Genomic DNA, 18,884 nt, shown 5'->3' with positions numbered 1-18,884 from the left:
CGGCCGATGCGGCCGGCGGCTCTTTGAGGGTAGGAGTGGCCAATGAGGGGCGCCAGAGGCAAAAAAACGGCGCCTGATGGCGCCGCGTCCGAGTGGGGAAGAGACGGATTTTCCCCACTATATACAGCTACTTGCCCGCAATGCTCAGCCCGCCAAACCGGATCAGCGGGGCGTAGAAACCCTTGCCGTCATCGTGGTGCAGCTGGTCGCCGACTGCTTCCAGCTCTCCCAGCAGGCGGTAGAAGTTGCCGGCCACCGTGATGCCGCGCACCGGCTGAATGCGCACGCCGTCCCGGCACAGGAAGCCGGAGGCGCCGAACGAGAAGTCGCCGCTCACCGCGTCCGCCCCTGAGTGCAGGCCGTCGAGCTTGACCAGCTCCAGATACTCGCCGCTCTGCACCTCGGCCTCTGCGTGGGGGCCTGCGCCCAACACCAGGTGGCGGGCTGTCACATCCAGCGCGCCGCGGGCACTGCGGGCCGCCGCACCATTGCTGGCGATGCCGAAGTGGTGGGCGCTGGCGCTGTTGTGCAGCAAGGTCTTCAGCTCCCCCTCGCCGATCAGCAGCAGATCCCGGGTGGGGGCGCCTTCACCGTCGAAGCCCTTGATGTTCATGCCACCCGGCATGTAGGCCCGGCTCTCCAGGCTGAGCCAGCGGGAGGCCACCTGTTGCCCCAGCTTGTCCCGCCAGGGGTTGATCCCCTGCTGGGCCCACTTGCCGGAGAGCGCCGCCTGGAAGCAGCCGAACAGGCTGGCCAGGGTGTTGGGCGTGAAGATCGCGCTGTAGTGACCGCTTGGCACCGCCTCGCCGGCCAGCAGGGCATCGGCCACGGCATGGATCTGCGCGATGAGGCCATGGCTGTCCAGCTCGTCGAAGCGGCGGCCATATTGTGCCTGGGAGTGCATGGACTGGCGGCCATCGCGGGAGATCAGGGCCGAGCTGTAGCAGCCGACGCTGAACTCCCGGTGCTGGCAGAGGGTGCCCCGGCTGTTGGCGAGCCAGAGCCGGCTCTCTCCCTCGAAGAAGCTGTTGTAGGGGGCACCGGTCACATCGGGCAGTGCCAGCATGTCTGCCTCGAGGCGCAGGGCGAGGGCGATCTTCTCCTCCACCGGGGTGTTGTCTGGCTGATAGATCTCGGCGCAGTCGGTGCTGATCTGGCTGCCTTCGACCCGAATGGCCTGATCTGCATCCAGCTTGGCGAAGCGGCTGGCGTCGAGCGCATCCTGCAACATGGCGCCGAGGGCCGCCTCGTCCAGCGACTCCGAGTAGGCGATGCCGACTCGACCCTCCTTGATTAGGCGAATACCGATCTGCTGGCTGCTGGTGACCTTGTATTCAGCGAGCTCGCCCTTGTCGGCCTTGAGGGAGAAGGCCTTGTCCCGATTGGCGATAAGATCCGCCTCGGCACCGAGATCGGCGACCTGATTGAGCAAACGGGACAGCAATGCGTTCATATCGAGTTGGCTCATCAGGCGTTCCCCCCCACGAGGATGTTGTCTACTTTGAGCGGCGGCTGGCCGACCGAGGCCGGGATGGAAACTGAGCCCGGCAGATGGTCTATTGTGCTCATCAGGCGTTCCCTCCGACCAGGATGTTGTCGACCTTGAGCGGCGGCTGGCCGACCGAGGTGGGCACGGAGCCCGAGACCGAGCCGCACATGCCGGCGGCCAGCGCAAGATCGCGGCCCACCATGGAGATCTCTTTCAATACCTGAGGCCCGGTGCCGATCAGGGTCGCCGACTTCAGTGGGCGGGTGATCTTGCCACCCTCGATGAGATAGGCCTCCTGCACGTTGAAGTTGAACTCGCCGGTGCCCGGTTGCACCGAACCGCCGCCCATCTTCCTGGCGTAGATGCCGTGCTCCACCGTGGCCAGCATCTCATCGAGCGAATGGTTGCCCGGCTCGATGAAGGTGTTGCGCATGCGCGAGGCGGGGGCGAAGCGATAGGATTCGCGCCGGCCTGAGCCGGTACGGGCATGGCCGGTCTTCAGCGCCCCCATTCTGTCCACCAGGAAACCGGTCAGTACCCCGTCCTTGATGAGCTGGGTGTGCTGGGTTGCCATGCCTTCGTCATCGACGTTGATGGAGCCCCAGGCGTTGCTCTGCAGACCCTCGTCCACCGCGCTGACCGCCGGATTGGCAATCCGCTCTCCCATCTTGTCGTGGAACACCGAGGCCTTTTTTGCTACCGAGGTGGTCTCCAGCAGGTGGCCACATGCCTCGTGGAAGATGACGCCGCCAAAGCCGCTCTCCATGATGACCGGCAAGTTGCCGCTCGGGCAGGGGGCCGCGCCGAGCTTCACCAGCGCCTGACGGGTGGCGGTGAGCGCGAGCTCCCGGGGATCGATGAGGGCCGCGTGCTCCCAGCCCATCAGCGCGCCGGGGGCCTCGTAGCCCATGCTCTGCTCGCTGCCTTCCATGGCGATGGTCTGGGCCATGATGCGGTTGTAGTGGCGGCGATCGCGGGCCTGTAGCCCCTCGCTGTTGAAGATCTCCACCTCCTGCTCCCAGCCCAGCGCATTGGCGGAGAACTGGCTCACCTTGGCGCTCTCGGCGCGGGCCGCGGCGTCCATGGCGTGCAGATAGGCAATCTTCTGCTCCAGCAGCTTGTCCGCCGACAACGGCAGCGCCACCGGGTTGCGGTCGGTGAAGCGGGTAAAATCGAAGGCGGTGGCGGTCACCACGGGGTCGCGTCTGTCCTTGGCCGCCAAGAGGCTCACGATGCGCAGCAGTTCACCGCGATCCGCCAGATTGGTGTAGCCATACAGCACCTTGTGGCCGTAGCACAGCCGCACGCCTATGCCGAAATCGAGGCCGCCGCTGATATTTTCGATCTGGCTGGAGAGCAGACTGAGCTGACTGCGGCGCTTGCGCTCCACGAACAGCTCGGCGAAGTCGGCGCCAAGGCGCAGCGCGTGATCGAGCACATCGCGGGCGATGGAGGGAGTCAACAGGGAGAATGGGGTCATAGCATATCCTTTTCTGGTCTGAGCCTGTTTACGGCCGCCCCCCGGCGCCGAGGGTGACTGGGGGCGGTTTCATTGTTACAGACCTGTGCAAAAAAGTCGTCATGGCGTCATGCGATGATACCGATTGGGGCAATCGGCTCGAGATCTGCACCCGGTGGCTTCAAGCAAGCCACCCGGTGCGATTACAGCAGCTCGTGGATCTCGCCGAGGATCTGATCGACCCACTGCTCGATGCGGGGCTCGGTCTGGTCATACTGATTGGCATCGTCGAGGGCCAGACCGACGAAGTGGCGGCCATCGTCGATCAGCGCCTTGGAGGCATCGAACTCGTAGCCTTCGTTGGGCCAGTAGCCCACCAGCTTGACGCCTTTGGGCACCAGCTGATCGTGCAGCAGGCCGAGGGCATCCTGATACCATTCGCCATAACCCAGCTGATCGCCCATGCCGAACAGGGCGATGATGCGTCCTTCCAGATGGAGATCGCCGATGTCTTCCCAGCGGGACTCCCAGTCTTCCTGCAACTCGCCGAAATCCCAGGTGGAGATGCCCAGGATCAGGATGTCGTACTCCTGCATGCGGACGAGGGGCACATCTTTGATGTTGTGGAGATCGACCAGCTCGGGGCCGATGAGGGCACGGATCTTCTCGGCGGCCATCTCGGTGTAACAGGTGGTAGAGCCGTAAAACAAACCAATCTTCATCGTACTGTCCTTACCGTAAAACAGAGCCGTCTTGCATCATCCCCTGTCTTGGCCGCAGACAGGGCTGCCTGGCTGCTTCAGGTTCGCCGGGGTGAGCCTGGCGGGCCAGGGGGGAGGGGCGCCAGTCTAACAGATTGCGGCTCGCCCTTCACCGGGCAGGGTCCTCGGGTCATCACTTGCCGTGCCTTGGGGCCACGCTACAATGGCGCACCCTTTGTCGAAGACTCAAGCCCATGACCAAGCCCGCCCCAGCACAGCACAACCATCCCCTGATCGAGCCCTTCCTCGATGCACTCTGGCTGGAGCGTGGCCTGTCCGACAATACGGTCAGCTCCTATCGCACCGATCTGGAGAAGTTTGCGCTCTGGCTCGATGAACAGGGCGGCTCCCTGTTGCTGGCGGGGATGGACGAGATCCAGCACTACCTCGCCTGGCGGGTGGACAAGCAGTTTGCCGCCAGCAGCACCGCCCGCTTCCTGTCTGCCCTGCGCCGCTTCTACCAGTACCTCAATCGGGAGAAGCTGCGCAGCGACGATCCCACCGTGCTGCTGGAGGGACCCAAGCTGCCCAAGAAGCTGCCCGCCGACTTGAGCGAGGCCGAGGTGGAGGCGCTGCTCACCGCGCCGCTGGTGGACGATCCGCTGGAGCTGCGGGATCGGGCGATGCTGGAGCTGCTCTATGCCACCGGGCTGCGGGTCTCCGAGCTGGTGGGGCTCACCGCTGAGCACGTCAGTCTGCGCCAGGGGCTGGTGCGGGTGGTGGGCAAGGGCAACAAGGAGCGGCTGGTGCCCATGGGGGAGGAGGCCGTCCATTGGCTGGAGCGTTATTACCGGGAGGGGCGCACCCTGCTGCTCGGCGGCACCAGCTCGGACGTGGTGTTCCCCTCCAAGCAGGCCAGGATGATGACCCGCCAGACCTTCTGGCACCGCATCAAGCTCTATGCCATGCGTGCCGGGATCAGGGGGGAACTCTCCCCCCATACCCTGCGCCACGCCTTCGCCACTCACCTGCTCAACCACGGTGCCGATCTGCGGGTGGTGCAGATGCTGCTGGGTCACGCGGATCTCTCCACCACCCAGATCTACACCCATGTGGCGAACGAACGGCTCAAGATGCTGCACGGAGAGCACCATCCGCGGGCCTGAATTTCCGCCCCTGACGAAGGCGGTCGCGCCTCGTCCTGGGCTTGCGCCCATAAAAAAACCGCCTCGTGGCGGTTTTTTTGCAAGAGCCGGACTGGCTGCGGGCTTATTTGCCCTGTTGGGATTTGAGCAGATCGCGGATCTCGGTCAGCAGCTCCTGATCCTTGGTCGGGCCGGCCGGGGCGGCGGCTTCTTCCTGCTTCTTCTTGAGGGTGTTGACGGCCTTGAGCCCCATGAAGATGGCAAAAGAGATGATCAGGAAGTCGATGATGGTCTGGATAAATTTGCCATAGGCGATGACCACGGCGGGGGCGGCCCCTTCGGCGGCCTTCAGGGTCACCGCGAGGTCGCTGAAGTCAACGCCACCGAGGATGAGGCCGATGGGCGGCATGATCACATCACCCACGAAGGAGGAGACAATCTTGCCAAAGGCGGCACCTATGATGATACCGACCGCCATGTCGATCACGTTGCCTCTGGATGCAAAGGCCTTGAACTCTTGAATCAGACTCATTTTCCCCTCCAAAAAATGGGCAGGATGCGACGACGCCGCTCCTTGATTTGAATAATAAAGCACCAGAAAAACAGCGGGATGACCTTCTTGCTTCCTGTTGTCCTGATTAGCTTGCTGGGCCTCGGCCCAATTGGCAACCTGTTGGAATAAGAATTTTTCGCGCCCAGACTATTAATTGATCTGTAATTAATGGATTAAGGTGCCTTTCTCGCTGGTTTTTCGTGCCAATCTATTCATTGATGCTGGCTTGGTAAGGAAATTAAGCATTTACCGCTGCGGATGATGCTGCTGTGTGCCTTTGGCGTCGGAGCGGGGATGGATACCCAGCCGTTGAAACAGACCATCACGCAGCGCCTCGGCGTGCAGATCTTCCTGGTCGACGAGACCCCAGTACCCGGCCTGTTCCTGCAGGGCACCATGCTGGATCTGGGTCACGACATGAGAAACCCCAGCATGCAGGGTCAGCAACGCCAGCGCCGGTTGGCCCTTGCCCAGAGAGGGGAGGCACGGATGCAGCTCAAGGCACCCCATGAGCGCCATCATCTCGCCCTGTCTACCGATCTGCGCTGTCGCAACAGCCGCGCCACACTCGATGAGTTGCCCATTTTGCAGGCGAGGGGAGTGAGTGTGCAGTTACTGCCGGGGCTCGGCCGAACTGGCCGAGGCGCAGGCGACCTGGCGCGCTCCCGGGCTGCTCGGAGAACTCAATCTCAGTGATCGTTTGCCTGATGGCAGTTGTAATGAGATCCTTGCCCATCATATCGGCCTGAGCCAGTGGCTCGGGATCAAGGCGCTGCCGAGCCGGGTCCTGCCAAACGGGGATCTGTTGCGCGGTTACCAGCGCCCTGAACAACTGCTCAAGATACTGGATCATATCGATGCCCCTGCAAATCCGTCGTCGTCCTCGGGTGGATGATTCCCATCTGCCCGCCACCCTGCATCCCCTGCTGCGCCAGATCTTCGCCAGTCGTGGCGTCGAGGATCCTGTCCTGCTCGAGCGCAGCGCCAGCTCGCTGCTGCCGCCTCAGCGCCTGTTTGGTATGGAGCAGGCGGTGCCGCTGCTGGCCGCCGCTCTGACGGCCCAGAAACGTATCCTGATCGTCGGCGACTTCGACTGCGACGGCGCCACCAGCTCGGCCCTGTGCGTGCTGGCGCTGCGGGCCATGGGCGGCAAGCACATCGACTTCCTGGTGCCGAACCGCTTCGAGTTCGGTTATGGCCTCACCCCCGAGATAGTGGCGCTGGCGGTGGCGCGCGGCGCCGAGTTCCTGATCACCGTGGACAACGGTATCTCCAGCATCGCCGGGGTGGCGGCGGCCAAGGCGGCCGGCATGCCGGTATTGGTCACCGATCATCACCTGCCGGGCCATGAACTGCCTGACGCCGATGCAATAGTGAATCCCAACCAACGCGGCTGCGACTTCCCCTCCAAGTCCCTGGCCGGGGTCGGCGTCGCCTTCTACCTGATGGCGGCCCTCAACACCCATCTGCGCCAGGCTGGCTGGTATGAGCGCCAGGGCATTCGTGCCCCCAATGTGGCGGACTATCTGGATCTGGTGGCGCTCGGCACGGTCGCCGATGTGGTGGCGCTGGATGGCAACAATCGCATCCTGGTGCATCAGGGTCTGCAACGGATCCGGGCCGGCCGCTGTCGTCCCGGCATTCAGGCGCTGGTGGACGTGTCGGGCCGCGACGGTCGCCGCCTGTGCGCCGCCGATCTCGGCTTCGCCCTCGGCCCGCGCCTCAATGCGGTGGGCCGGCTCGATGACATGTCCCTCGGGGTCGCCTGCCTCTTGTGCGATGACATCAACCTGGCGCGTCAGCTGGCGGCGGAGATGGACAGCCTCAACCAGGAGCGCAAGGAGATAGAGCAGGGCATGCAGCAGGAGGCGCTCGCCACCCTGGAGCAGATCCGCTTCCGTGACGGTGAGGTGCCAAACGGCATAGTGCTGCACAGAGACGAGTGGCATCAGGGAGTGGTGGGGCTGGTGGCCTCCAAGATCAAGGAGAAGTACTACAGACCCGTGATCGCCTTTGCCGAGAGCAGCGACACCGAGCTCAAGGGCTCGGGGCGCTCCATCCCCGGTGTACACCTGCGCGACGCACTGGAGTTGCTCGACACCCTCCATCCAGGGCTGATGGGCAAGTTCGGCGGCCACGCCATGGCAGCGGGGCTGACCCTGCCCAAGGCCAACATAGAGGCGTTCAGCCGGGCGTTCGAGACGGTGATCGGTGAGCTGGTGACGCCGGAGCTGCTGACCGGGGTGCTGCTCACCGACGGCGAGCTGCTGCCGGACGAACTGAGCCTGGAGCTGGCGGAGCTGATCCGCGCCTCCGGCCCCTGGGGTCAGGCTTTCCCGGAACCGCTGTTCGACGGCGAGTTCGTGCTGGTGCAGCAGCGGCTGGTGGGGGAGAAGCACCTCAAGCTGATGCTGACCACGGATTCCGGCCATGCGGTGGATGCCATCGTCTTCGGGGTCGATCTCAAGCGCTGGCCGGATGCCTCGGTGAAACGGGTGCGGCTGGTCTACCGACTCGACGTCAACGAGTGGCGCGGCAACCGCAGCGTGCAGCTGCTGGTGGAGCATCTGGAAGCCGCCGGTCTCTAGCCGTTGGCCGCTTGTCAGCTCTCTTGTCACGGCCATCCCTCGGGGTGGCCGTGTTGTTGTGGGCGGTTGCACTTCGGGGCACATAGTGAATGTTCCCTTCGCTCATGGTGGTTTTAAATTGCTGGCTTATTGATAACGAGGGTTTTTAGTATTAATCCACGCTGATTTACAGGGTTTAAAATTCAATAAAAAGATGGATTGTGATATATTCGCCCTCGCTGAATCCTCTTTTCAAAAAGGGAGTGCCCGCTTGTCACCTTCTGGCCGACTCTCGACCTGGGCGATGGCTCTCGCCATCACCAGTCTGCTGTGGCTTGCCGCCTTTGCCGCGGCAGAGGTCGGTACAGCCGTTCGTCAGGCCTCGGTCGGCCAGGGCGCCTCGATGCAGTTGCACGAGCAGTCCGATCCCGGGTTCGTCAACAGTGTCAGCCTGCCCCCCGGCGGCCAGTGGCGACTCAGCTTCGAGCAGGGACGCCGGCTGGAAGGGGGCGCGGATCCCGAGCTCTACCGTGTGCTGCTGGCCTGGTTCCAGCACGACATCCTGGACTGGCTCTGCGGCTTGATGTTCTTCCTGCCCCTCATCTACCTCAGGCAGGTGCCCGCTCACTTCGGCTATCTCCACCGGCGTCTGCTGGGGTGCCGCCATCTTAGATTCAGGTTCTGCCAAGGCGACTGACGGCCGGCTCGCAATCAAGTGCGTGCCCGACTCGGCGTCTTCCTCATTGCTCCAGGTTCCGGTAGCCCTGCCGGTTGCCGCCTCTGTTCGTTGCCGCACCTTGTGATCCCGGTCCCGCCGGCGTGATGGCCGCCCGGGACGAGACTGTCCGTGCAACCCGTGAGCCGACCCGATGGAATATTACGTAAACCTGTTCATTCACTCGATCTTTGTCGAAAACCTGGCCCTGGCCTTCTTCCTTGGCATGTGCACCTTTCTGGCTGTATCCAAGAATATCAACACCGCCTTTGGCCTCGGCATGACGGTACTGGTGGTGATGGTGATCGCCATCCCCCTCAGCAACCTGATCTACCGCCATATCCTGCGCCCGGACAGCACCTTCCTCGGGGAGTTTGATCTCAGCTTTCTCGACTTCATCGTCTACATAGGGGTGTTGGCGGCGCTGGTGCAGGTGATGGAGATGGTGCTCGACAAACACTTTCCGGCGCTCTATCACGCCCTCGGCATCTATCTGCCGCTGCTGACGGTGCACTGCGCCATCTTCGGCGGGGTGATGTTCATGGCCCAGCGGGACTACGACTTCATTGAATCCGTGGTCTATGGGGCGGGTTCAGGATTGGGCTGGCTGCTGGCCATCGTCGCCATCGCCGGTCTGCGCCAGAAGATGAAGTATTCGGATGTGCCGGAGGGGCTGCGCGGCATCGGTATCACCTTCATCGTGGCCGGGCTGATGTCGCTGGGCTTCATGTCCTTCTCCGGCATGTCGCTCTAAGGCGAGTGCGAGCGACTGGCGACTCGGATGGCCGTCAGTCCAGGCGCCTGGCCATGTTGTAACCGGTGATGACGAACCCCAGCTCCTGGTAGAGCGCCAGCGCCCGCGGGTTGTCCTGGGCGACCCGCAGTTTGATCTGGTTGACCCCCATGACCTTGAGCTCGGCCTCCAGCGCCGCCATGGCGGCCTTGCCATAGCCCTGACCACGGTGGGTCGGGGCCATGTAGAAGTCGCAGATGAAGGTCTCTCCCTTGTCGGCCTGGATGGCGTGCCAGAGGTAGCCGAGGGGCTCGTCCTCTGCGCCGCCATCCTCAGCCGGCAATATGCAGAGCAGGCTGTGGCCCGGGGTGGCGATCCCCTGTGGCAAGGAGTGGCACAGCGTCTGCTCGGCCTTGTGGCGTGCGGTGGGGAGATCATGGCCGTGGTTGCTGGCGAGATCTTGCGCGTAATCCGCGATGAAATAGGCGCAATAGTCGGGGTAGTGCTGCTCACTCATGGGGAGCAGCCGAACGAGCGGAGTCGGCATCCTGCTGATCACTTAAAGGGACAAGGGACGGTCAGGTTAACCCGCGAAGAGGGGACGACACAAAGCCTGCTGTTCTGGACGGTGATGAGGTGGGTCAGAGCGGGCTTGGAGCGAAGCGAGAATCGATAAAAAAAGAGCGCCTCTGGGCGCTCTTTTTCTGTCAGGGACGGGGAGATTGATGTGACCTCTTCGCCCCTGGCTTGCAGTTGGCAGGGAAGGTTGCGTTATTTCGCGCTCGCTCCCGACGAGGTTATTTGACCTCTTCGCCCTTGGCTTGCAGGTCCGCGTGGTAAGAAGAGCGCACGAAGGGACCGCAGGCGGCGTGGGAGAAACCCAGCCCCATGGCGACGTCTTTCAGCTCATCGAACTCTGCGGGCGGCACGTAGCGCTTCACCGGCAGGTGGTGGCGGCTCGGCTGCAGATACTGACCCAGGGTCAGCATGTTGACGCCATGCTCGCGCAAGTCGGTCAGCACCTGAACTATCTCTTCGTTGGTCTCGCCAAGACCCATCATGACGCCGGACTTGGTCGGCACATGGGGGTGCATCTCCTTGATGCGGCGCAGCAGCTCCAGCGACCACTTGTAGTCGGCACCGGGGCGGGCGACGCGGTACATGCGCGGGGCGGTTTCCAGGTTGTGGTTGAACACGTCCGGCGGGGTCTCGCGGAATACTTCGAGCGCCTGCTCCATGCGGCCACGGAAGTCCGGGGTCAGGATCTCGATGCGAGTCTGCGGGCTGTGTTCACGGATCTGCTTGATGCAGTCGGCGAAGTGCTGGGCACCGCCGTCGCGCAGATCGTCGCGGTCCACCGAGGTGATCACCACGTATTTCAGCCCCATCTCCTTGATGGTCAGCGCCAGCTTCTTCGGCTCGTCGGGATCCAGCGCCAGCGGGCGACCGTGGGCGACGTCGCAGAAGGGGCAGCGACGGGTGCATATGGCGCCCATGATCATGAAGGTGGCGGTGCCGTGGTTGAAACATTCTGCCAGGTTGGGACAGGAGGCCTCTTCACACACCGAGTGCAGCTTGTTCTTGCGCAGGGTGCTCTTGATGTGCTCGATCTTCTGGCTCGACGGCGGCAGCTTGATCCGCATCCAGTCCGGCTTGCGCAGCACTTCTTCGTTGGGATCCGGCATGAATTTCACCGGGATCAGGGCCATCTTGTCGCCATCGCGCAGCTTGACGCCCGGCTCCATACGAACGGGTTTGCTCATGATTCACTCTCGGTGTTTGTTATTGTCTGATTGATAGTCACCAGGGTCATCGCTGTACCCTCATGGCCGCGCGGCATGGTTTGCTCATGCCGCCTCTTCGGTATTGATGATGGTTTGATAGCCGATCAGGCTGGCCAGCTCCCTCACCAGGATGGACTGCGCCTCGGCCACGCTCCGAGGGCCACCCAGGGCACTGGTCTGGGTCATGGCCATGCCCGCATAGCCGCACGGATTGATGCGCAGGAAGGGGGTCATGTCCATGTTGATATTGAGGGCCAACCCGTGGAAGGAGCAGCCCTTGCGGATCCTGAGGCCAAGGGAAGCCACCTTGGCTTCTGTCTGCATCGGGAGGCCGAGCTCGTGCTTCACGTAGACGCCGGGGGCATCGGCTTTGGCGTAGGCCTCGATGTCACTCTTGGCGAGGGTGTTGATGATGGCGCGCTCGAGGCAGGTCACCAGCTCGCGCACCGTGAGCTTGCTGCGGCGCACATCCACCAACACATAGAGCACCAGCTGACCGGGACCGTGGTAGGTCACCTGGCCGCCGCGATCGCTCTGCACCACGGGGATGTCGCCGGGGGCGAGCAGATGCTCGGCCTTGCCCGCCTGGCCCTGGGTGTAGACGGGATCGTGCTCCACCACCCAGAACTCATCGGGGGTGTCGGGGCTGCGGCTGTCGGTGAAAGCCTTCATGGCGTCCCATACCGGCTGGTAGGGGCGACGGCCCAACTGTCTGACCAACAGCTGTGGCTGGGCGGGGATCTGAGGTGACATCTTTCCTCACGAACAGGCGCTTATGTCGGCAATCGGGGTCGGCAAAGCTGGGTGGTAAATAATCGCTCGCCCCTGGAGCGGGGCGAGAGAGACGACTCACAGGACGTAGCGAACCAGCTCGATCTTGCCAAGTGCGGTGTACATGGCTTCGATGTGTTCCTTGCTCTGGGCATTGACCGTCACTCGTACCGAGTGATAGTTGCCCTTGCTGCTGGGTTGCACGGTCGGGCTGTAGGTGCCAGGAGCGTGCTGTTGCAGCACTTCAACCACCCTGTCCGGCAGGGCCGGGTCAGCCACGCCGAGCACCTTGAACGGGAACTTGCAGGGAAACTCCAGCAGTTCATCAAACTTGGTATTCATTTACTCACCTTTTATCGTCGTTTGGCGTCGTCACGAAACGACTTCATCTTTGATCTTGTATGGCCGATGAGGCATCAGGCCGCCAGTATCAGTCAATATGGGCATGGCCCACGCCAGGATCAAGGTCCGGGCCGGTCGACAAGACGTGGAAGTGCTGCTTTTTACCACAAATAGACCCTCGGCGGAACCTGCAGTTTGCAGGGTTATTCGCTTGCTGGGGCCTAAACTGGAGAGCGGCGCCCATTGGCGCCGCTCGTTTATCACTATTTTATGCTGCGGCTTACTTGAACCAGCTGGAGACCAGCAGGACCAGATAATCCCACAGACGGCTCACCAGCCCGCCTTCCTGTACCTCTTCGAGGGCAACCAGCGGAACCTGCTTGATCTCCTTGTCACCCTGTTTCAGGAACACGGTGCCGACTCGTTGGCCCTTGGCCAGCGGTGCCTTCAACTCGCTTTCGAGCTGGAAGTCGGCCTTGAGGTTATTGCCCTGACCGCGGGTGACCAGCACGGAGACGTCCTGATCGACACCCAGTTTGACTTCGGGCTTGTCACCCATCCAGATCTTCTGGGTGACCAGCTCGGTGCCGGCCTTGTACGGGGTCAGGCTCTGGAAGAAGCGGAAACCGTAGGTCAGCAGCTTCTTGCTCTCGGCGGCGCGGGAACCTTCGCTGCTGGCACCCAGCACCACGGCGATCAGGCGCATGCCTTCGTTGTTGGTGGCGGAGGAGACCAGGTTGTAGCCGACCTGGCTGACGTGGCCGGTCTTGATGCCATCCACTTGCAGGGATTGATCCCACAGCAGACGGTTACGGTTGTGCTGGGTGATGCCGTTGAACACGAAGGACTTCTGGGCGTAGATCTTGTACTCCTCCGGCAGATCGCGGATGAGTGCCTGACCTAGGCGCGCCATGTCGTGGGCGGTACTGTAGTGACCCTCGGCATCCAGCCCGTGCGGGTTCTTGAACTGGCTGTCATTCATGCCGAGCTTGGCGGCCCAGCTGTTCATCAGGCTGGCGAAGGAGTCGGTGCTGCCGGCCAGATGTTCGGCCATGGCGACGCAGGCGTCGTTGCCGGACTGGATGATGATGCCCTTGTTGAGATCATCGACCGAGACCTGCTTGCCCACCTCGATGAACATCTTGGAGGAGTCGGAGTAGTTCTTGGACCAGGCGTTCTGGCTGATGGTCACCATGTCGGTGCGCTTGATGTTCCCCTTGGCCAGCTCCTGGCCAATGATGTAGGAGGTCATCATCTTGGTCAGACTGGCGGGCGGCAGACGCTCTTCGGCGTTCTGCTCGGCCAGTACCTGACCCGAGTAGTAATCGATCAGGATGTGAGCCTTGGCGGAGATCTCCGGCGCAGCGGGCACGACCATGGGGGCGGTGTTCAGGGTCGGCACCGGTTGGGCGCTCGGCAGGGCTGAATCCGGCGTCGGGACTGGCTGGTTGGCCTGGGCGGTGGCGCTTAACAGGGAGGCCAGAATAACGGAGCGGGCAAATTTGGACATCTTGAAATTCCTGGTGCCTGGATGGGGAGTACCCAAGTTAAAACAAGTTAAAAAAAGCGGGCTTCACTATACCAGATGTGCCGGTCGGTCATAGCCCGACATGCGATCTGGACCGGTTTTTATCGGTCAAGGCTCGGCGTCACGCCGGGATACGACGTGACGCCGGGCCAGGGCATTTTTCACACGGGCTCAGGGCACGATGAAGGCCTGCTCCAGTCCGCCCTGGCGGATCTGCTCCAGCAGGGAGGCTTGCTGGTCGGCCGCGACTGGCCCCAGCAGGACCCGGAAGATGGCGTCATGGGCCACCACCTGGTAGGGCACGCCATAGCGCTGGGTCATCACCTTGCCCATGGCCTCGGCCCTCGGTTGGGAGCCGCTGGCCAGCACCTGGATCATCTTGCCCTGGCCGGTGTTGGCCGCGGAGACAGTCGTGGTCGCGGTTACTGCCGGTTTGGCGGCGGCCTTGGGCGGGGTGGCTGGCGCAGGCGTGGGCTCACCCAGGAAGGTGCCTTCCTGGGCCGGGGCCGTCGGCTGCATGGGCTGCATCGGTGTCATGGGCACCATCTCGACCATCTGGTCCGGGGTGTCGTTGATGAGCTCGAGTCGCACCCGCGCCTCGCCGTTCTCCACCATCTCCAGCTGCTTGGCCGCCGCATGGGAGAGATCGATCAGCCGATCGCTGCCGAAGGGGCCGCGATCGTTGACCCGCACTATGGTCTCCAGCCCGTTGTCCAGGTTGGTGACTCGCACATAGCTCGGCAGCGGCAGGTTGCGGTGGGCGGCGCTGAACAGGGTGCTGTCTTGCACGTCACCGTTGGCGGTCTTCTGGCCATCCAGATCCTGGGCCAGCCAGCTGGCGGTGCCCTCCTCGCTGTAGTGCTTGATGTCGCGCCACACCTCGAATTTCTGTTTACCTATCCAGTAGTCCCGGTTGCCGCTCGCGCTCAGGGGCTCGGGACGCGGGATGGCGCCGGTGGCCTGCGGGATCTCGATCACCTGGGGCTTTTCCTGCACCACGGGTGCTTCGGGCAGCGGTGGCTGCTCCGGTTGGCTGCTACAGGCGGCCAGCAACAAGGTCAGGCTGAGGGGGAGAAGTTTGTGGCTGTAATGCATAAGCGTCCTGGATGGCTTGACTGAGTTGATGCACCGCCATCGCATAGAGCGGACTGCGGTTATAGCGGGTGATCACATAAAAATTGTGGCGCGCGACCCAGTATTCCGGTCCGTCGGCCTGCTCCAATGCCAGCAGTTTCACCGGTGTCTCGGGTGCCAGCGGGGTGGCGAGTTCGATCCCGGCGGCCGCCAGCTCGGCCCACTGCTGTTTGAGCTCGGGATCGGGCCCCAGCAGGGTACTCACTGGCGCCAGTCCGATCAAGGCGGGCTCGACGGCGGACTCACCCCAGCGCCAGCGATGCTCGGCGAAGTAGTTGGCTACGCTGCCGATGGCATCCACCGGATTGGCAAACAGATCCCGTCTGCCGTCCCCGTCAAAATCGACGGCGTAGTGGCGATAACTGGAGGGCATGAACTGGCCCATGCCCATGGCGCCCGCGTAGGAGCCCTTGAGGCGGGTGAGCGACCACTTCTCCTCCCGAGCAAGCAGTACCAGCTGGGCGAACTCCTTGGCGAAGAACTCCGCTCGCGCGGGATAGTGAAAACCCAGGGTGTAGAGGCTGTCGAGCACGGAATGACGACCCATCTGACGGCCATAGAAGGTCTCGATGCCGATGATGGCGACGATGAGGGAGGCTGGCACTCGATAGGTCTGTTCGGCCCGGGCCAGCGCATCGGCGTGACGCTGCCAGAACGCGACTCCGTTCCGGATCCGATCGGGGGTGACGAACAGCGGCCGGTAGCGGTGCCAGGGTTTGGCCTCCCATGGGCGGGCCATGGTGTCGAGGATCTCCTGGCGCAGTTGGGCCTTTGCGGTGGCTGCCTGCAACTCGGCAAGGGGCACGGCTTGCTGCTCGGCCAGCCGGCCGAGCTGGGGTGGCTCGGGGGCCGCACTGGCCGGCAAGGGGCCGAGCGCCAGCGCACAAAGAGTGAGCCACCACAACCGATGCATCAGGCGAGCAGTCGTCTGTGAGTTTGGATGGACATCAGGATGCCGAAGCCGGCCATCAGGGTCACCATGGAGGTGCCGCCATAGCTCACCAGCGGCAGGGGCACCCCCACCACCGGCAGTATGCCGCTTACCATGCCCATGTTGACGAACACATAGACGAAGAAGGTGAGCGTCAGGGCACCGCCGAGCAGGCGTTCGAAGCTGTTCTGGGCCTGCATGGAGATGAACAGGCAGCGACTGATGATGTAGAGATAGATCACCAGCAGCAGGGCCACGCCAACCAGGCCGAACTCCTCGCTGAACACCGCGAAGATGAAGTCGGTGTGGCGCTCGGGCAGGAACTCCAGCTGGGACTGGGTGCCCTGCAGCCAGCCCTTGCCGAACACGCCACCGGAGCCGATCGCTATCTTGGACTGGATGATGTGATAACCGCGGCCGAGGGGGTCCTTCTCCGGGTCCAGCAGCATCAACACCCGCTGGCGCTGGTAGTCGTGCATCAGGAAGAACCAGAGCACCGGCATGAAGGCGCAGATCAGCAATACCGCCAGCCCGATCAGCCACCAGCTGATCCCCGCCAGGAAGATGACGAAGAAGCCGGAGGCGGCCACCAGGATGGAGGTGCCGAGATCGGGCTGGGCCGCGATCAGCAGGGTCGGCAGCAGCACCATCACCAGAGCGATCAGCACGTGGCTGAACTTCGGCGGCAGGGAGTGCCGACTGAGCCAGGCGGCCACCATGATGGGCATGGAGAGCTTCATCACCTCGGAGGGCTGGAACTTCATGAAGCCGAGGTCCAGCCAGCGCTGCGCGCCCTTGCCGATGTGGCCGAATACGTCTACCGCGATCAGCAGTACCACCACCACCACAAACAGCGGGACCGACCAGCGGGCATAGAGCGAGGGCGGCAACTGGGCCAGCCCTATCATCAGGCTGAAGGCCAGGCCGCCGCGCACCAGCTGGCGCACGATGGAGTCGAAGTCCTGCCCCGAGGCGGAGTAGAGCACCACCATGGAGAGGGTCATCAGGGCCAGCAGGCCGAGCAGCAGCGGCAAGTCGATGTGCAGGCGATACCAGATGCTCTGCTGGCGAGCGGAATTACTCATTGGAGTCGACCTCGTTCGGATTCGGGCTCACAGGGGCGGGCTGGCTGGGGGCCGGCGGCAGCTGCGGCTCTGGCGGCAACAGATAGGCATCCAGCATGTGGCGGGCGACCGGCGCCGCCACGGCACTGCCGCCACCGGCGTTTTCCAGCACCAGGGCGACCACAGCCTTGGGGGCATCGAAGGGGGCAAAGGAGACGAACAGGGCGTTGTCGCGGTGCTCCATCTTGGTGGTGGCCGCGTTGTAGACCTGGTTCTCTTTCAGCCCCACGACCTGGGCGGTCCCCGACTTGCCTGCCGCCTTGTAGGGGGTGTTGGCAAAGGCGCGGCGGCCGGTGCCTTCGTGGCCGTTGATGACGCGCCACATGCCGTCTTTGGCTACCTGCCAATAGGTATCGCTCTTGGCGGCGATGGCGATGTTCGGGTTGATGGGGGCGTTGACCACCCCGTCCGCCGAGGCGGTGCTCTTGAGCAGGTGCGGCGTCACGTCGTGACCGTTCTGGGTCAGGATGCTGATCGCCTTGGCTAGCTGGATCGGGGTGGCGCTCCAGTAGCCCTGGCCGATGCCGATGGAGATGGTGTCCCCCTGGTACCAGGGTTGGCGCCAGCGTGCCATCTTCCAGTCGCGGGACGGCATGACCCCGCGGGTCTCCTCGAACAGGTCGACGCCGCTGTACTGACCGAAGCCGAACTTGGTCATGTAGGCGTGGATCTTGTCGATGCCGACCCGGTAAGCAAGATCGTAGAAGTAGGTATCCGCCGACACCTCGATGGCGCGGTAGACATCGAGCCAGCCGTGGCCCCAACGGCGCCAGTCACGAAACTTCTTGGTGGTGCCCGGGATGGAGAAGCTGGGGCCGCCGAAGTAGCGGTAGTTCGGGGTAATGGCCCCTTCGTTGAGCCCCATCACCGCCATCATGGGTTTGACGGTGGAGGCGGGAGCATAGATGCCCTGAGTGGTGCGGTTCACCAGCGGGCGGGCCGGATCGTTGAGCAGCGCCGAATAGTTGGTGTTGGAGATGCCGGTCACGAACAGGTTGGGGTCGTAGCTCGGGCTCGACTCCATGGCCAGGATGGCGCCGGTGTTGGGATCCATCATGACGATGGCGCCCCGGCGGCCTGCCAGCAGCTCTTGTGCCTTGAGCTGCAGACGAATGTCGATGTTGAGGTAGATGTCCTTGCCGGGCTCAGGGGCCTGGAACTTGAGGGTACGCACCACTCGGCCGCGGTTGTTGACCTCGACCTCCTGGTAGCCCGCCACGCCGTGCAGCTGATCCTCGTAGAACTTCTCCACCCCCTGCTTGCCGATGTCCTTGGTGGCGGCATAGTTGGCGAGCTTCTCTTCTTTATCGAGGCGCTCCACGTCGCGGGTGTTGATCTTGGCCACATAGCCGAGCGCATGGGTCAGGGTATCGCCAAACGGATAGTAACGCTTGAGATAGGCCTCGATGCTGGCACCCGGGTAGTTATGCTGATTGACCGAGAACAGCGCGACCTGATACTCGGTCAGCTTCTCGAACAGGGGCACCGGCTTGAAGCGGCGCTGGCGTTTGACCTCGGCCAGGAACTTCTCCTTGGTGCCCTCTGGCAGGGCCAGCAGGGTGATGAGATCGTCGGCGGTCTTCTCCAGATCCTCGGTCTCTTCCGGCACTATTTCCAGGCTGTAGACCGGGCGGTTCTCGGCCAGCAGCACGCCGTTGGCGTCATAGATGAGGCCGCGGGGTGGCGCCACCGGCACGACCCGGATCCGGTTGTCGTTGGAACGGGTCTGGTAGGTCTCGTAAGACTCAACCTGCAGATAATAGAGGTTGCCCAGCAGCACCAGCATGAGCACCACCATGCCGATGTAGGCCACCAGGGTGCGCCGAAAGAACAGACGTCCCTCGGCACTGTGATCGCGCATTTCGATGCGATTCTTCAGCATGCCGCTACCTTATGGCCGACGAGAGG

Annotated in this window: 18 protein-coding genes and 1 pseudogene; 5 read left to right on the top strand and 14 right to left on the bottom strand. The window is 63.1% G+C overall.

Annotated elements, in window-relative coordinates:
• Positions 1–127: 127 nt before the first annotated feature.
• The 4 genes from ACZ9IL_RS12575 to fldB form a co-directional block, all read right to left on the bottom strand.
• A complete protein-coding gene (locus ACZ9IL_RS12575; RefSeq protein WP_476003815.1) occupies positions 128–1,468 on the bottom strand; it encodes a TldD/PmbA family protein in 1,341 nt (446 codons plus the stop codon).
• Positions 1,468–1,569, bottom strand: coding sequence for a TldD protein (locus ACZ9IL_RS12570; RefSeq protein ID WP_476003814.1), 102 nt, complete (start codon positions 1,567–1,569; stop codon positions 1,468–1,470). The genes ACZ9IL_RS12575 and ACZ9IL_RS12570 overlap by 1 nt, the downstream gene beginning before the upstream one ends.
• The gene (locus ACZ9IL_RS12565) at positions 1,569–2,969 is read right to left on the bottom strand and encodes a TldD/PmbA family protein (RefSeq protein WP_476003813.1); all 1,401 of its coding nucleotides are present in this window, start codon (positions 2,967–2,969) and stop codon (positions 1,569–1,571) included. Before ACZ9IL_RS12565 ends, ACZ9IL_RS12570 begins: the two co-directional genes overlap by 1 nt.
• 182 nt (positions 2,970–3,151) lie before the next feature.
• Entirely contained in the window at positions 3,152–3,670 is a 519-nt protein-coding gene (gene fldB, locus ACZ9IL_RS12560) for a flavodoxin FldB (protein WP_476003812.1), read from the bottom strand.
• A 233-nt stretch (positions 3,671–3,903) separates the two neighbouring features.
• Here fldB and xerD point away from each other — a divergent pair, with 233 nt between their 5' ends.
• Entirely contained in the window at positions 3,904–4,815 is a 912-nt protein-coding gene (gene xerD / locus ACZ9IL_RS12555; RefSeq protein ID WP_476003811.1) for a site-specific tyrosine recombinase XerD, read from the top strand.
• 103 nt (positions 4,816–4,918) lie between these two features.
• On the opposite strand, the gene mscL is transcribed toward xerD, so the two are convergent.
• The gene (gene mscL / locus ACZ9IL_RS12550; protein WP_476003810.1) at positions 4,919–5,326 is read right to left on the bottom strand and encodes a large-conductance mechanosensitive channel protein MscL; all 408 of its coding nucleotides are present in this window, start codon (positions 5,324–5,326) and stop codon (positions 4,919–4,921) included.
• A gap of 279 nt (positions 5,327–5,605) precedes the next feature.
• Here mscL and ACZ9IL_RS12545 point away from each other — a divergent pair.
• The 4 genes and pseudogenes from ACZ9IL_RS12545 to nqrE all read left to right on the top strand — a co-directional run bounded on the left by ACZ9IL_RS12545 (position 5,606) and on the right by nqrE (position 9,383).
• Positions 5,606–6,242 (top strand): annotated as a pseudogene (locus ACZ9IL_RS12545) (thioredoxin domain-containing protein).
• Positions 6,205–7,935, top strand: coding sequence for a single-stranded-DNA-specific exonuclease RecJ (gene recJ / locus ACZ9IL_RS12540; RefSeq protein WP_476003809.1), 1,731 nt, complete (start codon positions 6,205–6,207; stop codon positions 7,933–7,935). The pseudogene ACZ9IL_RS12545 and the gene recJ overlap by 38 nt, the downstream one beginning before the upstream one ends.
• A gap of 250 nt (positions 7,936–8,185) precedes the next feature.
• Entirely contained in the window at positions 8,186–8,611 is a 426-nt protein-coding gene (locus tag ACZ9IL_RS12535; RefSeq protein ID WP_476003808.1) for a hypothetical protein, read from the top strand.
• A gap of 172 nt (positions 8,612–8,783) precedes the next feature.
• Positions 8,784–9,383, top strand: a complete 600-nt coding sequence (gene nqrE, locus ACZ9IL_RS12530; protein WP_476003807.1) for an NADH:ubiquinone reductase (Na(+)-transporting) subunit E — start codon at positions 8,784–8,786, stop codon at positions 9,381–9,383.
• Positions 9,384–9,417: 34 nt separating this feature from the next.
• Here nqrE and ACZ9IL_RS12525 read toward each other — a convergent pair whose 3' ends face one another.
• From ACZ9IL_RS12525 to mrdA, 9 genes are all read right to left on the bottom strand, one after another.
• Positions 9,418–9,909 carry a GNAT family N-acetyltransferase gene (locus ACZ9IL_RS12525; RefSeq protein WP_476003806.1) on the bottom strand — a complete coding sequence of 164 codons (492 nt, stop codon included), beginning with the start codon at positions 9,907–9,909 and terminating at the stop codon, positions 9,418–9,420.
• 250 nt (positions 9,910–10,159) lie between these two features.
• On the bottom strand, positions 10,160–11,125 hold the full coding sequence (gene lipA / locus ACZ9IL_RS12520) for a lipoyl synthase (RefSeq protein WP_033130949.1): 966 nt from the start codon (positions 11,123–11,125) through the stop codon (positions 10,160–10,162).
• 84 nt (positions 11,126–11,209) lie between these two features.
• Complete coding sequence (gene lipB, locus ACZ9IL_RS12515) at positions 11,210–11,899, bottom strand: lipoyl(octanoyl) transferase LipB (RefSeq protein ID WP_476003805.1); 690 nt, start codon at positions 11,897–11,899, stop codon at positions 11,210–11,212.
• Positions 11,900–11,995: 96 nt separating this feature from the next.
• Complete coding sequence (ybeD, locus tag ACZ9IL_RS12510) at positions 11,996–12,259, bottom strand: DUF493 family protein YbeD (RefSeq protein WP_033130951.1); 264 nt, start codon at positions 12,257–12,259, stop codon at positions 11,996–11,998.
• A gap of 280 nt (positions 12,260–12,539) precedes the next feature.
• Entirely contained in the window at positions 12,540–13,769 is a 1,230-nt protein-coding gene (locus ACZ9IL_RS12505) for a serine hydrolase (protein ID WP_476003804.1), read from the bottom strand.
• A gap of 189 nt (positions 13,770–13,958) precedes the next feature.
• The gene (locus ACZ9IL_RS12500) at positions 13,959–14,882 is read right to left on the bottom strand and encodes a septal ring lytic transglycosylase RlpA family protein (RefSeq protein ID WP_476003803.1); all 924 of its coding nucleotides are present in this window, start codon (positions 14,880–14,882) and stop codon (positions 13,959–13,961) included.
• Positions 14,824–15,834, bottom strand: coding sequence for a lytic murein transglycosylase B (gene mltB / locus ACZ9IL_RS12495; RefSeq protein WP_476003802.1), 1,011 nt, complete (start codon positions 15,832–15,834; stop codon positions 14,824–14,826). Before mltB ends, ACZ9IL_RS12500 begins: the two co-directional genes overlap by 59 nt.
• Positions 15,834–16,937 (bottom strand): rod shape-determining protein RodA, encoded by a 1,104-nt coding sequence (gene rodA / locus ACZ9IL_RS12490; protein ID WP_476003801.1) that lies wholly within the window; start codon positions 16,935–16,937, stop codon positions 15,834–15,836. Before rodA ends, mltB begins: the two co-directional genes overlap by 1 nt.
• On the bottom strand, positions 16,930–18,858 hold the full coding sequence (mrdA, locus tag ACZ9IL_RS12485) for a penicillin-binding protein 2 (protein WP_476003800.1): 1,929 nt from the start codon (positions 18,856–18,858) through the stop codon (positions 16,930–16,932). Before mrdA ends, rodA begins: the two co-directional genes overlap by 8 nt.
• Positions 18,859–18,884: the final 26 nt, after the last annotated feature.

It is taken from the genome of Aeromonas sp. TECH754, from assembly GCF_056279295.1.
The sequence above is the reverse complement of the archived record's forward strand: the minus strand, read 5'-3'. Positions and strand labels throughout refer to the sequence as shown.

Coding starts and splice junctions, on each gene's coding strand:
- fldB (WP_476003812.1), bottom strand. CDS start 3,670: ATGAAGATTGGTTTGTTTTACGGCTCTACCACCTGTTACACCGAGATG.
- ACZ9IL_RS12505 (WP_476003804.1), bottom strand. CDS start 13,769: ATGTCCAAATTTGCCCGCTCCGTTATTCTGGCCTCCCTGTTAAGCGCC.
- rodA (WP_476003801.1), bottom strand. CDS start 16,937: ATGAGTAATTCCGCTCGCCAGCAGAGCATCTGGTATCGCCTGCACATC.
- nqrE (WP_476003807.1), top strand. CDS start 8,784: ATGGAATATTACGTAAACCTGTTCATTCACTCGATCTTTGTCGAAAAC.
- ACZ9IL_RS12525 (WP_476003806.1), bottom strand. CDS start 9,909: ATGCCGACTCCGCTCGTTCGGCTGCTCCCCATGAGTGAGCAGCACTAC.
- ACZ9IL_RS12570 (WP_476003814.1), bottom strand. CDS start 1,569: ATGAGCACAATAGACCATCTGCCGGGCTCAGTTTCCATCCCGGCCTCG.
- xerD (WP_476003811.1), top strand. CDS start 3,904: ATGACCAAGCCCGCCCCAGCACAGCACAACCATCCCCTGATCGAGCCC.
- lipB (WP_476003805.1), bottom strand. CDS start 11,899: ATGTCACCTCAGATCCCCGCCCAGCCACAGCTGTTGGTCAGACAGTTG.
- mscL (WP_476003810.1), bottom strand. CDS start 5,326: ATGAGTCTGATTCAAGAGTTCAAGGCCTTTGCATCCAGAGGCAACGTG.
- ybeD (WP_033130951.1), bottom strand. CDS start 12,259: ATGAATACCAAGTTTGATGAACTGCTGGAGTTTCCCTGCAAGTTCCCG.
- ACZ9IL_RS12575 (WP_476003815.1), bottom strand. CDS start 1,468: ATGAGCCAACTCGATATGAACGCATTGCTGTCCCGTTTGCTCAATCAG.
- lipA (WP_033130949.1), bottom strand. CDS start 11,125: ATGAGCAAACCCGTTCGTATGGAGCCGGGCGTCAAGCTGCGCGATGGC.
- mltB (WP_476003802.1), bottom strand. CDS start 15,834: ATGCATCGGTTGTGGTGGCTCACTCTTTGTGCGCTGGCGCTCGGCCCC.
- mrdA (WP_476003800.1), bottom strand. CDS start 18,858: ATGCTGAAGAATCGCATCGAAATGCGCGATCACAGTGCCGAGGGACGT.
- ACZ9IL_RS12500 (WP_476003803.1), bottom strand. CDS start 14,882: ATGCATTACAGCCACAAACTTCTCCCCCTCAGCCTGACCTTGTTGCTG.
- recJ (WP_476003809.1), top strand. CDS start 6,205: ATGCCCCTGCAAATCCGTCGTCGTCCTCGGGTGGATGATTCCCATCTG.
- ACZ9IL_RS12565 (WP_476003813.1), bottom strand. CDS start 2,969: ATGACCCCATTCTCCCTGTTGACTCCCTCCATCGCCCGCGATGTGCTC.